The sequence below is a fragment of the Plantactinospora endophytica genome (assembly GCF_016862915.1).
GTDB lineage: Bacteria > Actinomycetota > Actinomycetes > Mycobacteriales > Micromonosporaceae > Plantactinospora > Plantactinospora endophytica.
Genome location: NZ_BONW01000042.1, coordinates 269,564 through 282,000, shown reverse-complemented (window position 1 = coordinate 282,000; position 12,437 = coordinate 269,564). Strand labels below are relative to the sequence as shown.

The 12,437-nt window shown below is 72.1% G+C and carries 11 protein-coding genes; 4 read left to right on the top strand and 7 right to left on the bottom strand.

Annotation, left to right across the window (positions count from 1 at the left end):
- Positions 1-160: 160 nt before the first annotated feature.
- Positions 161-1,066 carry a hypothetical protein gene (locus Pen02_RS36020; RefSeq protein ID WP_203870661.1) on the bottom strand — a complete coding sequence of 302 codons (906 nt, stop codon included), beginning with the start codon at positions 1,064-1,066 and terminating at the stop codon, positions 161-163.
- A gap of 245 nt (positions 1,067-1,311) precedes the next feature.
- On the bottom strand, positions 1,312-2,856 hold the full coding sequence (locus tag Pen02_RS36015) for an alpha/beta fold hydrolase (protein ID WP_203870660.1): 1,545 nt from the start codon (positions 2,854-2,856) through the stop codon (positions 1,312-1,314).
- Positions 2,857-3,000: 144 nt separating this feature from the next.
- Here Pen02_RS36015 and Pen02_RS36010 point away from each other — a divergent pair, with 144 nt between their 5' ends.
- The gene (locus Pen02_RS36010; protein ID WP_239141846.1) at positions 3,001-4,209 is read left to right on the top strand and encodes an RNA polymerase sigma factor; all 1,209 of its coding nucleotides are present in this window, start codon (positions 3,001-3,003) and stop codon (positions 4,207-4,209) included.
- A gap of 86 nt (positions 4,210-4,295) precedes the next feature.
- Here Pen02_RS36010 and Pen02_RS36005 read toward each other — a convergent pair whose 3' ends face one another.
- The 3 genes from Pen02_RS36005 to Pen02_RS35995 form a co-directional block, all read right to left on the bottom strand.
- Positions 4,296-4,655: a YciI family protein gene (locus Pen02_RS36005; protein WP_203870658.1), complete on the bottom strand. Its 360-nt coding sequence runs from the start codon at positions 4,653-4,655 to the stop codon at positions 4,296-4,298.
- A 304-nt stretch (positions 4,656-4,959) separates the two neighbouring features.
- Complete coding sequence (locus Pen02_RS36000) at positions 4,960-5,622, bottom strand: MOSC domain-containing protein (protein ID WP_203870657.1); 663 nt, start codon at positions 5,620-5,622, stop codon at positions 4,960-4,962.
- 210 nt (positions 5,623-5,832) lie between these two features.
- Entirely contained in the window at positions 5,833-6,039 is a 207-nt protein-coding gene (locus Pen02_RS35995; protein ID WP_203870656.1) for a 2TM domain-containing protein, read from the bottom strand.
- Positions 6,040-6,157: 118 nt separating this feature from the next.
- Here Pen02_RS35995 and Pen02_RS35990 point away from each other — a divergent pair, with 118 nt between their 5' ends.
- Genes Pen02_RS35990 through Pen02_RS35980 form a run of 3 tightly spaced genes read left to right on the top strand, consistent with a single transcriptional unit; the run spans position 6,158 to position 8,341 of the window.
- Complete coding sequence (locus Pen02_RS35990) at positions 6,158-6,943, top strand: alpha/beta fold hydrolase (RefSeq protein WP_203870655.1); 786 nt, start codon at positions 6,158-6,160, stop codon at positions 6,941-6,943.
- On the top strand, positions 6,943-7,086 hold the full coding sequence (locus Pen02_RS35985; protein WP_203870654.1) for a hypothetical protein: 144 nt from the start codon (positions 6,943-6,945) through the stop codon (positions 7,084-7,086). The genes Pen02_RS35990 and Pen02_RS35985 overlap by 1 nt, the downstream gene beginning before the upstream one ends.
- A 10-nt stretch (positions 7,087-7,096) precedes the next feature.
- On the top strand, positions 7,097-8,341 hold the full coding sequence (locus Pen02_RS35980; RefSeq protein WP_203870653.1) for an MFS transporter: 1,245 nt from the start codon (positions 7,097-7,099) through the stop codon (positions 8,339-8,341).
- Here the strand turns inward: Pen02_RS35980 and Pen02_RS35975 are convergent.
- Together Pen02_RS35975 and Pen02_RS35970 are read right to left on the bottom strand one after the other, a co-directional pair.
- A complete protein-coding gene (locus Pen02_RS35975) occupies positions 8,262-11,528 on the bottom strand; it encodes an ATP-binding protein (RefSeq protein ID WP_239141844.1) in 3,267 nt (1,088 codons plus the stop codon). The two genes, Pen02_RS35980 and Pen02_RS35975, sit on opposite strands and share 80 nt — an antisense overlap.
- Positions 11,525-12,427, bottom strand: coding sequence for a bile acid:sodium symporter family protein (locus tag Pen02_RS35970; protein ID WP_203870652.1), 903 nt, complete (start codon positions 12,425-12,427; stop codon positions 11,525-11,527). The genes Pen02_RS35975 and Pen02_RS35970 overlap by 4 nt, the downstream gene beginning before the upstream one ends.
- Between the last annotated feature and the right edge of the window lie 10 nt (positions 12,428-12,437).

The window sequence follows — 12,437 nt, the reverse complement described above, 5'->3', positions numbered from 1 at the left end:
CGCGATACCCGTCGACGTGCCCGCCCCGTCAACGCCCGGCGGTGTCCGGACAGGAAACGCCGGACCAGCCCGGCCGCGCAGCCTTGCCGGCGAAGCAGGATGGCACCCCGAGGTGCGTTGATGTGCCACACCGGCAGGCGCCGGTGCGTTGTCGGCGGCCTCAGCGCGCGGCGCCGCCCGGTCGACCCGGGCCGGTGCCGGAGCGCCGGATTCCGACGCGTGGGGCACGTACCGCAGAGGTGCCGGACGCCGGGCGGAAGTCCCTGGCCGTGGCGGCCACCGTATCGTCGGGATCGTCCTGGAGGGACTGCCGGACCTGCGGCGGGACGACGTCGGACGTCGCCATCGCCATGCGTACCTGCACCGAACGGTCGTCGACCAGGCGTTCCAGATCCGCCTCGGACAGCTCGACCGCGCGGACGAGCGCGGCCCGGACGTCGGCCACCGGGTCCTGGGCGAGCCTGCTCCGCTGTTCGGCGGTGGTCCGTGGGTTGCGGGCGAGCCCCTTGCGTACCCGGGCGGTGCGATCGGCCATCAGGGCAGTGATCACGTCGGGGTCGTGGGTGTGGGTGGCGAGTCGTTCCCGTACCTCGGGGGAGGCGTCGTCGACCAGCCTGGCGGCGAGGGCGGGCTCCAACTCCCGCATCTCCGCGAGGAGACCACGAAGCTCCTTGTCCGGCGCCTCCGACATCACCCGGCGAACCGACTCGTCACAGCCAGGGTTGGCGGCGACCGCCCAGCGGACCCACCGGTCGGCGTCCCTGACGAGCCGCAGCAGATTCCCGACCGAGGTCGAGGGATTCCGCGCTACGGCCTCCCGGACAGAACGGTCATGGTCCCGGGTCAGCGGTCGTAGGGCCTGCGCGGGTGCGTCGGTGCGGGCCGCGACCGCCCTGCGGACCACGGCCGACGGGTCGGAGGCCAGGTCGAAGAGGGTCATCTGTGGCGTCCCGGGATCCTCCGCGAGAGCGAGCCGTGCGTCGGCCGGCCCGCCGCCCGCACTCTCCGTGGGACCACCCAACCGGCTGTCACGGTCGGGCCCGCCGACGTCCCGCTGCTTCGCCATGCGCGCCATCATGTCACGGGCCGTCCGGGGCGGTGCGGGCCCGCCCGACGCGTTGGCGCTGGTCGAACCGTCTCACGGCCACCGATCCGACCCCGGGTGCGGGCGGCCGGCGCGGTCCGGGCGGTACTCGCCCGGGTGGCCCAGACCGCGCGGGCCGCGCTCGGTGCCAGGTCCGGTGGCCGTTCCGCCGACTTCGCCGACGAGACAATTCGGCCGTCGTCGTCCACCGTCCTGGCACGCGGGTGTTACAGCCAGGGACCGGGGCGCCAGCGGGGGGCGGCGGAGCGGGTTCCGGCGGCCGGCACGTCCTCCGGTGACGGGCCCTGACAGAACCGGTCCCGGGCCGGAAGCCGGCCGCTGACCAGGAACTCGGTGGTGATGGCGTCGGTGCACGGCCCGGACCGGATGCCGTAGATGCCGTGTCCGCCGGCGTCGACGCTGACGAACGCGGCCCGGTCGCCGAGGGCCCGGCGCAGGCCGTACCCGTTGCGCCAGGAGGTTGCCGGGTCGCGCAGGTTCTGCAGGATCAGCACGTTGCGCGGGCCTCGGTCGGTCACCGCGACGGGCGGCTCGACCGGCCGGTGCGCCCAGAACGTGCACGGCCAGAGGTTGCCGGGCATGCCGGCCGTCGCCGGGAAGGCACGGCGGCTGGCGGCGGCGTTGTGCGCGTACAGGCCGGTGTCGCGCGGCCAGGTCACGTCACCGCAGACGATGCCGTACAGCACGGCGAGGGAGTTGTCCACCGCCGGCTCGGCGAGGTTGGTCGGTGTCACCGTCGCGCTGGTGGGCGGGTTGGCCGGGTCGGCGAACGCCTGCCAGAACTCCGCGAGGTCACCGAAATTCCGGTCGTCGTAGAGCGCGCTGCGGGTCTGCTCGCGGAAGAAGTTGCCGTTGACGGTGAAATCGGGCAGTTCGACCGGCGAGCGGTCCAGCCGCTCGGCGATCCGGTAGTAGGTGCGTTCGACCTCGCCCGGCGTGACGCCGAGGTGGTAGACGTCGTCGCGGGCCGCGGCCCACCTGGTGAAGTCGGGCAACCGCAGCGCGACCGCCTCACCCCAACTGCGCCAGACGCCGTACCAGACCAGGGCCGGGTCGACCGCGCTGTCCAGCACGATCCGGTCGGTACGCTGCGGGAACAGCGAGGCGTAGACCGCACCCAGATAGGAGCCGTAGGAGTACCCGAGATAGGAGGTCTTCGGCTCCCCGAGCGCGGCGCGGATGCGGTCCATGTCGCGGGCGGTGTTCGCGGTGGTGATGTGCGGCAGCAGGTCACCGGCGGTCGCGGCGCAGCCCTGCGCGGTGGCGCGGGCGTAGGCGATGTTCCGGTCGATCGTGCCGTCCGCAGCCGGGTACGGCAGCGGCAGGTCGAGAGGTGTGGTCTCCGGAATGCCGCAACTGATCGGCGTGCTGCGGCCGACGCCGCGCGGGTCGAACCCGATCAGGTCGTAGCGGTCGAGAACCTCCCTGGGCAGCGTCTCGGCCAGGTACAGCGGCAGGTCCAGGCCGCTGCCGCCCGGACCGCCCGGGTTGAGCAGCATGATCCCCCGACGCTTACCGGGATCGGCCGCCTTGAGCCGGGAGACGGCGACGGTGATCGTTGTGCCCTGCGGGGCCCGGTAGTCGCGCGGTACGGGCAGGTCGGCGCACTCCAGGCGAGAGTCGGGGCTGTCCGCGCACACCCCCCAACGCAGGCCGGACCCAGACTCTCCGGGCTGGGCCTGTGCGGCAGTGGTCGGCAGGAGTGCCACGAGGACGGCAACGGCGACGGTCGGTGTGAGTACCCGTTTCATCGGAATACCTCCATCGCTCAATGGTCCCGCATCAGCCGACCGGCTGTCGGCCCGGTCGACGGAGACGTCGACGAGGGCTGGCCCCGGGAACTCGCGCGGCGGGCCTGGAACGCCTCGGTCCGGCGGGTGTTGCACCCTGGTGCGGTGGGCGACGTGACAGAACTGGTCGACCGGATCTGGCGGACGGACGCCGCCGGCATGCTCGGCGCGCTCAGCCGGCGGCTCGGCGACTTCGACCGGGCCGAAGAGGCGTTGTCGGACGCGCTGGCCGAGGCGCTCAAGCGCTGGCCCGACGAGGGTGTGCCGGAGAGCCCCACCGGTTGGCTGGTCACCACCGGCTGGCGCAGGGCGCTGGACCGGCTGCGCCGGGACGCCGTCGGCCGCGAGAAGGTGGCACAGGTGGCTGCGGAGCCGCCACCGGAACCGGGCGTGGACGACCGGCTGGCCATGGTCTTCGCGTGTTGCCATCCGGACCTTGCCGAACCGGCCCGGGTAGCGCTGACCCTTTACGCCGCCAGTGGCCTGAGCACGGCCGAGATCGCCGCCGCGTTCCTGGTGCCGCTGCCGACGATGGCGCAGCGGCTGTCCCGGGCCAAGCGCCAGTTGCGGGAGCGCGGCATCCGGTTCGAGGTGCCGCAGCCGGACGAGTACGCCGAGCGGCTTCCGGCCGTACTCGCCGTGATCTACCTGGTGTTCAACGAGGGATATCTGTCCAGTGGCCGATCCGCGCAGCGGCACGAGCTGGCCCGGGAGGGAGTCGAACTGGCCCGCCAACTCGGTACGCTGCTGCCCCGTGAGCCGGAGGCCGCCGGCCTGGCCGCGTTGCTGGAGTTGCACCACGCCCGCGCCGCCGCGCGGTTCGACTCGTGGGGCCGCATCGTCCTGCTCGAACAGCAGGACCGGCGGCTGTGGGACAGGGCGGCGATCGAACGGGCGGCGCTGCGGCTGCGGGCGGCGGTGCGCCAGGGCCGGCCCGGGCCGTACCAGCTCCGGGCCGGTATCGCCGCACTGCACGCCCTGGCCACCTCGTACGAGGCCACCAACTGGGCCGAGGTGCGGGCGCTGTACGACCGGCTGTACACGGTGGACCCGTCGCCGGTGGTGCTGCTGAACCGGGCGGTGGCCACCCGGTTCGCGGTGGGGCCGGCCCCGGCGCTGGACGAGGTCGACGCACTCCGGGACCGGCTCGCCGGTTACCACCTGTGGCACGCCGCCCGAGCCGACCTGTTGGCCGCGCTCGACCGCCCGGCCGAGGCGCTGAGTGCGGCGCAGCGGGCGCTGGAACTGGCGACGAACCCGGCCGAACGGGAACTCATGTCGCGTCGGGTGGGTGAGCTGAGGCGCCGGCTGTGAGACCGGCGCCCCAGGTCAGCGCCATGGGCGGCCGCCCCCCGTTACCACCATCGGCGGCCGCCCTATCGAGATCGGCGGGACAGCCGTCAGTCGCGGCTGAGCACCGGACGGACCTCCAGCGCGCTCATCCCGGCGGCGAGTGGCCAGGTGGCCGCGATCCGGGCGGCCTCGTCGATGTCGTCGCACTCCAGCATGACGACCGCGCCGATGACCTCCTTGAGCTCCAGGTACGGCCCGTCGGTGATCACCGGCTGGCCGTCCGCTCCGGCGCGCACGGTCTTCGCCGCGTCCCGTGGCTGAAGCTCGGCACCGCCGTCGGCGATCTTGCCGGTCGGCTGCCACCGCTCGTACCACTCGAAGACCTGCTTCATCAGGTCCTGCTCGTCGGCGGGGGAGAGCGCGGTCCACTCGCGGTCGTCGCCGAAGATCAGCATCGCGTACTTCATCGTTGCTCCTCGTGGCTGGAAAGTGCTGCGTCCTCCGTATGACGAACGGCCGGCACCGGTCCTCGACAGGTTCGGTCGAATTTCTTCCGTCGTCCAGCCGCAGACCGCGTTCCGAAGGACGGCGGGACCAAGCCGCGTAACGCGTGGGTCGGTGAGGCCAGACCGCGTAACGCGCGGGTTGTGAGGCCAAGGCGCGTCACGCGCGGGTTGGGAGGCCGGGGCGCGTCATGCGCGGGTTGCGGCGGATCCGGTACCTGCTGCGCGCGGACGTGCCGATCGGCGGCGCCGGCCACTCGATCAGGAGCTATCGCCGCCGGAGAAGCCGCTCCGCGAGGGTCTCGCGCAGGTCGTCGGGCAGCCCGTCGATCTCGACCAGCTCGGGCAGTAGTTCCGGCTCGGTCAGGTACGCCCGGAAAGCCTGCGCGATCGTCACCCCGTGCGCCGGACGGTCCTCGACGGTCACCGGATCGCCGGCCCACACCTCGCCCTCTTCCAGCACCCGCAGGTACGCGCCCGGGCGTTGCGCCCTGGCGAAGGTCTTCATCCAGCGCGGCTCGCCCATCATCCGTTGGAACGTGACGCCGGGGACGCGGCCGAAGGTCGGCTGGAGGACCAACCGTGGACCGGCGCGCCACCGCTCGCCGATGACCGCGCCGTTGACGTCGACTCCCTCGGTCGTCAGGTTCTCGCCGAAGAGCCCGTTGGCCAGCCGGCGACTCAGCCGCGCCTGCCACCAGTCGTAGTCCTCCCGCGCGTACGCGTAGACGGCCTGGTCGCCGCCGCCGTGGTGCTCGGTGTCGAAGACCTGGTCACCGACTTGGTCGCTGCGTGGCCCGGTTGGCTCGGGCTGCGGTGCGGACAGGGTGACCAGATGATCGACCGGCCGCTTCCTGATGCCCGTGACAGCTTCGCCCTTGGCCGGGTTGGGCTCGGGCGCCGCCAGGTTGACCGAAACAATCCTGCTCACGCCCGCAACCTAGCCGCCCCGGCCACCGCACGCCGCACAGTTTCCCGCGATCTGCCGTGGGATATGGGTCCCCAGATCGGGACGATCTGACTCGGCCAGTTCGCCGGATTATTGGTGATCATGTTGTCGTGCATCTGGAGTTGCGTCTGAACTCCCGAGTGCATTCCGGCCAGGTGAACATGGAGCGAACTCCAGGAGAAACGGCGGCGTTCAGATCCGGTGCCGGTTCCGGTTGACCGCCCAGGCGTGGAACGCCAGTCCGACGCCCCACCCGACGATTGACCACAGGGGCCAGAAGAACTGTTCGGGCGTAGCGTAGTACCAAGTGAAGACCTGGCCCACGTTGGCCAGGACATACCAGAGGGCGTGGATTCGCAGGCCCCATCTGGCGGCGGCCCCGTTCGTCGTCGATCGCATGGTGAGGAAGCTAGGCCCGCGCACTTGACGGCTACTGAATCCGTTGGTCAGTAACCGTCAAGTGGCCGTACCTACGCTGGCCGGCGATCGTCCCCCTTGCTGGAAGGAAATCTCTGCCATGACGACTCGCAGAACCATTCTGGCCGGATCGGCCGCAGCCGCCACCGGTGCGTTCGTCGGGGCGCCTGCGGCCCAGGCGCACCACCCGAAGCCGAAGCCCACCGTGGTACTCGTGCACGGTGCCTTCGCCGACGCCTCCGGCTGGAACGGCGTCGCCGCACGGCTGGTCCGCGACGGCTACCCGGTCATCGCCCCGGCGAACCCACTGCGCAGCGTTTCCGCCGATGCTGCCTACCTGGCCAGCATCCTGGCGACGGTCAGCGGGCCGATGGTGCTCGTGGCGCATTCCTACGGCGGGATCGTCACCACGAACGCGGCGGCCGGCAACCCGAACGTGAAGGCGCTGGTCTACGTCGCCGCGTTCGTACCCGACGAGGGCGAGACGCTCCTGGGCCTGCAGACGAAGTACCCGGGGAGCAGGCTGGACGAGGCGGCGCTGGACTTCCGTCCCTACGGTGCCGGTCTCGTCGACGGCTACGTCAAGAAGGACGTCTTCCGCGACGTGTTCGCCGGGGACGTGCCGAGGCCGACGGCGGAACTGATGTGGGCCGGCCAGCGACCGGCTGACGCGCGCACGCTCGGCGAGCCGTCCGGCGCACCGGCGTGGCGGACGATTCCGTCCTGGTATCTCGTGGCCCGCAACGACAAGGTGCTGCCCGCCGCTGCGCAGCGGTTCATGGCGCAGCGGGCCGGGTCGCAGGTCCGTGAGGTCGCCGCGTCGCACGTCGCGATGATCTCGCAGCCCGACGTGACGGCCGAGCTGGTCGAGCGGGCGGCGCGCTGATGTTCGAGCGTCTCGGGCTGTCGACGGACTCCGGGAGCTCGCGGATCCCCGAGGAGTACGACCGGACCGCTGACGACACGACGGCGGTCGGGCTGCTGCGGCGCGGCTACGCCCGTACCGGCCCGGGCGAAGCGACCGCGTAGGAGAGGGACGATGCATCAGCACACGTACGAGCAGCCGTCCGCCGTCGAGAGGCGACGGCACACCGCAGGGCGCTCACCGGTCCGGAACCCGAGGTTGACGCTGCTCGCCCTGGTGCTGGGCACGTTCGCGATCGGCACCGGCGAGTTCGGCAGCAACGGCATCATCCAGCTGTTCGCATCCGATCTCGACGTGTCGATCCCGGTCGCCACGCACGCGATCACCGCGTACGCGATCGGCGTGATCGTCGGCTCCCCGGCGATCACGCTGCTCGCCGCCACGGTGAACCGCCGCTCCCTGCTGCTCGGTCTGATCCTGCTGTTCCTGGCCGGAAACACACTCTCCGCACTGGCGCCGGACATCGCGTCGCTCGTGGTGTTCCGGTTCCTGGCCGGCAGTGTGCAGGGCGCGTTCTTCGGCGCCGGTGCCGTCGTCGCCGCGTACGTGTTCGGTCCGGGGCGGGGCGGCGAGGCGTTCGCCACCGTGATGGGCGGGCTCACCGTCGCCACCGTCCTCGGATCGCCGCTCGCCACCCTCATCGGCCAGCACGCCGGTTGGCGCGCCATGTACTGGACCGTGGCCGCCGTGGGTCTGCTCGCCGGCGCCGCCCTGCTGGCGTGGCTGCCGCGCACCGACGAACTGCACGGCAGCTCCGTCGCGGGCGAACTCGGTGCGCTCCGCCGGCGCGAGATCTGGCTGGTGCTGACCGTGGCGGCGCTCGGCATCTCGAGCATCTTCGCCGTCTACACGTTCATCGGCCCGTTCGTCACCGACGCCGCGCGGCGGGATGCCTCGGTCATCCCGGTGGCGCTGGCCGTCTTCGGTCTCGGCATGGCGGTCGGCAACCATTTCGGCGGGCGGGTCGCCGACCGGTACGACCACCGTGGCCTGGTGGTCGGCTACGGCGGAGTGCTGGCGTTGCTGGTGCTGATCGGCACGGCCGGCGACCACCTCGCGGTGCTGCTGCCCTGCCTGTTCGGCGTCGGCGCGACGATGATGGCCGCGATCCCCACCATCCAGGTCCGGTTGACCGGTTTCGCGCCGGACGCCCCGACGCTGATGGGTGCGCTCAACCTTGCCGCGCTCAACCTGGCCAACGCGCTCGGCGCGGTCGGCGGCGCGATCGCCCTGCACGCCGGCTTGGGCACCCTGTCCACGGTCTGGGCCGGGTTCGTGCTCACCACGGCCGGGCTGTTGCTGTACCTGGTGACGGTCGCCCGTCCGACGGATGGTGGCCGCCGCGTTGCTGGCGGCTGATGGGAGGTCGGCCGAGGGAGGCCACGAACTCCTCGGCCCGGCGGGCGAAAAGGTGGCTCTCGTGACCGGCGGACCAGACGCGGGCCGCTTCGGCGGCGGCCCGGACGACGTCGACGGGCTCGCCCCGGGCGTGCAGCAGGCGCGCCCGCAGCAGGCGGACGAGTCCTTCGGCGTAGCGCTGGCCGTGGGCTTCGAGTGCCCGGTCCGCCCGGTCGAGGGCGGCGCCGGCCTCGACCGGCCTGCCGGCGGCCAGCCACATCTCGGCGAGCAGCCCGTTGTGGTACGCGATGCCCCACCGTGGCGGGTCGACAAGCGTCGTGGCCAGCAACTGTTCGGCCTCCGCCGCGATCCCGGCCGGATCGGCGCCGGTGAGGGCCCGGGCCCAGTACCAGTTCAGCCGCACGTAGTGCTCCTGCTGGACGGCGGTGCGGCCGGTGCCCATGGCCATCCACCGCTCGATCGTGCGTATCACCCAGTCCGCGTCACCGGCCATGGAGGCGATGATGGTGATGTAGTAGGCCCAGGTCGCGACCCCCAGCGGGTCGGCCGGGCCGTTCCATTCGTCGATCATCGTGCCCGCCGTCCCGGCGTCTCCGTGCAGTGCGGTCACGACGGCCCGCCAGCCGGGCCACTCACCCGAGACGTCCCGCCGGACGGAGGTCCCGCTGTGTGCCGAGACGGCGCCGTGCAGCACGGCGGGGTCGTTCGCCATGAAGTACCGGTATGCCTCGCCGATGTTCCCGATGTCCCACTGGTGCAGGCCCCATGCCTGCCGGCCGTACACCCGCAGGATCGGATCGGAGGACGCCTCTCCCTGCTCGTACAGCCGGCGGACCAGGTGTTCGCGGTCGGGCTCCAGGAAGGTGTAGGCCCCGAACAGGCGGGCGAAGAGGAGACCGGCGGCCTCGACGTCACGGCCGAGCTGGCGGGCCAGGTGTTCGGCACGCTCCAACAGATCGAACGTCGTGCCGCCGAACCCGGCCTGCCGGCGCGGGGCGATGGCGAGCAGCGAGAGGGCGGACAGCTCCAACTCCGGCAACCCGGCGTTCCGCGCGACCTGGGCGGCGGTCTCCAGATGCCGGTCGGCGGCAGCGAAGGCGAGCTTGGTCGCCGCGCGACGACCGGCCCGCTTGAGCGCCTCCGCGGTGCGAACCGGGTCGGCGAGGGGGCCGGCGGCCCACAGGTGGTAGGCGAGACGCTCGGTGACGGACTCGTCGTCCGCCCGGCTCGTTTCGAGCGCGTCCGCGACACGCAGGTGCAGCCGGATCGCCCGCTGTGGCGCGGTCGTCTCCGTGATCGACTCGCGTACCAGGTCGTGCGCGAAGCGCATCGAGAACGGGTCCTCGGGTCCGGCTTCGAGCAGCCCGAGCGCCCGCAGCGGTTCGAGGCGTTCGAGGCAGTCGGCGGCGTCGGTGCCGGCGGCCCGGGCGAGCAGTCCGAGGTCGACGTCGCGGCCGAGAAGCGCGGCGACCTGCAGCAGGTCGCGGGCAGCGTCGTCGAGGCTGGCCATCCGGCCACGGACGACGTCCCGCACCGTCGACGGCACCCCGGCCCGCACCGGCGCCGCGTCGTCGGCGAGCGCACCACGGTCGCTGAGCAGCCGGGACAGTTCCCGGACGTAGAACGGGTTGCCGGCGGTACGGGCGTGGATGCTGCGGGCGACGTCGGCGCCGGGCTGGTGGCCGGCTTCGCGGCGGATGAGTTCTGCCACCTCGGCCAGGCTGAGCGGGCCGAGTCGGATCCTGCGGTGGCTGGACAACCGGCTGGCGGCGGCCAGCACCCGTGAAAGGTCGGAGCCCGGGGTGGGCGCCCGGTCGCGGAGGGCGCCGATGATCGCGGTACCGGCCGGCAGCCGGCCCGCCAGGTGGCCGAACAACTGGAGCGAGGCGGCATCGGCCCATTGCAGGTCGTCCAGGACGAGCAGTACCGGCCGTTCGGCCGCGACCTGACCGATGACGGTGACGACCTGCTCGAACAGCCGGAACTGGGCCCGGCCGCCGGAGACCGTCGGCCCGCCGTCGTCGTCCCGCGATTCGAGGAGGCTACCGAGTTCGCTGGCCAGCCACTTCTCCCGCGCCGACCCGGGCAGACTGTCGACGACGGTGCCGAGCGCCTGCTCCCACGGCCACATCGAGGGAGTTCCGTCACCTTCCAGGCAGGAGGCCCAGACGACGCGTGCACCGCCCTGATCCGCCAGCTCGGCGACCTCCTCCAGCAGGCGGGTCTTGCCCACGCCCGGTTCGCCCTCGACGACGGCGAGCCCGGTGCCGCCGGTGAGCGCCGCCTCCACGGACTGCCGCAGCACGGCGAGTTCCTCGGCCCTGCCGATCAGGCCGGCCGGCTTCCGCGCGGGTCCTCCGCCGGCCTTGCCGGCGGTGACCGCCGCCGGTTGGGACGCCGGGGCCTGCGTCAGCACCCGCAGGTAGGCGGCCTGCAACTCCGGGCCGGGGTCGATGCCGAGCTCGTCGGCCAGGCGGTCCCGGAGTACGCGGAACGCCGACAGCGCCTCGGCCTGGCGTCCGGCCGCGCCCAGGATGGAGATGAGGCTCGTCTGTACGGGTTCGTGGAACGGTGCCATCTTGGTGGCGAGCTGCAACGCCGGGAGTACCCGCTCCGGTCGGCGCAGCGACACGGCCAGGTCGGCCGCGGCCGTGCAGGCGGCGTGGAACTCGTCGTCGAGAGCGGCGAAGATCGCCATCGCGGTCGTTCCGTGGGTGAATCCTTCCGCCGCCGGGCCCTGCCACAGGTCGAGCGCCTCGACGTAGTGCTCGAACGCCGTTTCGGGATGCTGTCGGGCCAGGGCGCCCCGGGCGGCGTCGAGCAGTTCCCGGAAGGCGACCAGGTCCAGCATGCCAGGGCCGGCGCTGAACAGGTACGCGTTGCCACGGCGGTGCAGGTACGAGCCGGCTTCCCGAACGGAGATCGCGGGTTCGAGCAGACGCCGCAGTGCGCCGACGTACTTCTGGATGACGTTGAGTGCACTCGTCGGGACGTCGTCGCCCCAGATCAGGCCGGTCAACTCGCTCGTCGTGATCGGTTGACCTACCCGGGCCAGGAGCAGGGCCAGCAGGTACGCCTGTTGCCGGGGGCCCGGGTCCAGTTCGGCAGCGCCGCGCCACATCCGCAGCGGGCCGAGGATCCGCAGCCGTACGGGATCGGCGTCGGCCGGTGGCACAGGTACGTTCACCCGAGCCCGACCGGCGTCTGCGCACCGGGAACGGACTCCTGGGCCCGACGACGGGTGACCAGCCAGCCGAACCCGGCGGCGGTGAAGAACATCACGATGCCGTACACCGCGCCCGGGATGGCCATCTCGGCGTTGTTCATCAGCGCCGGGCTCAGCGCGACGGTGATGGTGAACGCGGTGTTGTGGATGCCGATCTCGAATCCGGCCGCGATCGCCGCGCGGCGGTCGACGCCGGCGAGGCGCGGCACGGTGTAGCCGACCAGCAGGCTCACGATGTTGAAGGCCAGCACCGCCAGACCGACCGAGACGAAGTAGCCGACGAGGTTGGCCCGCTCCCCGTACAGCACGGCGCCGATGACCACGACCAGGACCACGGCGGAGAGCGCCCGGACCGGGCGGTTGAGCCGCTGCGCCAGCTCGGGCGCCCGCGCGCGAAGGAGCATCCCGACCGCGACCGGGACGACCACGATGACGAAGACCTGCACCACCTTGTCGAACTGCAACCCGAGGGCGGCACTGTCCGGCAGGAGGTATCCGGTCGACAGGTTCACCACGATCGGCAGGGTGACCACGACCAGCGCCGAGTTGATCGCGGTGAGCGAGACGTTCAGCGCGACGTTCCCGCCGAACAGGTGGCTGTAGAGGTTGGCGGTGGGACCGCCGGGTGACGCGGCGATCAGCATCATCCCGACCGCCAGCTCCGGCGGGAGCCGGAACGCGAGCACCAGACCGAAACAGATCACCGGCAGCACCACGACCTGACACAGCAGGGCGACCACGGCCGCCCTCGGATGCCGGCCCACCCGCCGGAAGTCCTCCGTCGTCAGGCTGAGCCCCAAGCCGAGCATGACGACACCGAGGGCAATCGGCAGGCTGGCTATGATCAACGAGGAGCTCACGGTGCATTTT

Bases quoted from the DNA above. Each gene is read 5' to 3' on its own strand.
- Pen02_RS36020 (WP_203870661.1), bottom strand. From the start codon at position 1,066: ATGGCGAAGCAGCGGGACGTCGGCGGGCCCGACCGTGACAGCCGGTTG.
- Pen02_RS36015 (WP_203870660.1), bottom strand. From the start codon at position 2,856: ATGAAACGGGTACTCACACCGACCGTCGCCGTTGCCGTCCTCGTGGCA.
- Pen02_RS36005 (WP_203870658.1), bottom strand. From the start codon at position 4,655: ATGAAGTACGCGATGCTGATCTTCGGCGACGACCGCGAGTGGACCGCG.
- Pen02_RS35995 (WP_203870656.1), bottom strand. From the start codon at position 6,039: ATGCGATCGACGACGAACGGGGCCGCCGCCAGATGGGGCCTGCGAATC.
- Pen02_RS35990 (WP_203870655.1), top strand. From the start codon at position 6,158: ATGACGACTCGCAGAACCATTCTGGCCGGATCGGCCGCAGCCGCCACC.
- Pen02_RS35985 (WP_203870654.1), top strand. From the start codon at position 6,943: ATGTTCGAGCGTCTCGGGCTGTCGACGGACTCCGGGAGCTCGCGGATC.
- Pen02_RS35980 (WP_203870653.1), top strand. From the start codon at position 7,097: ATGCATCAGCACACGTACGAGCAGCCGTCCGCCGTCGAGAGGCGACGG.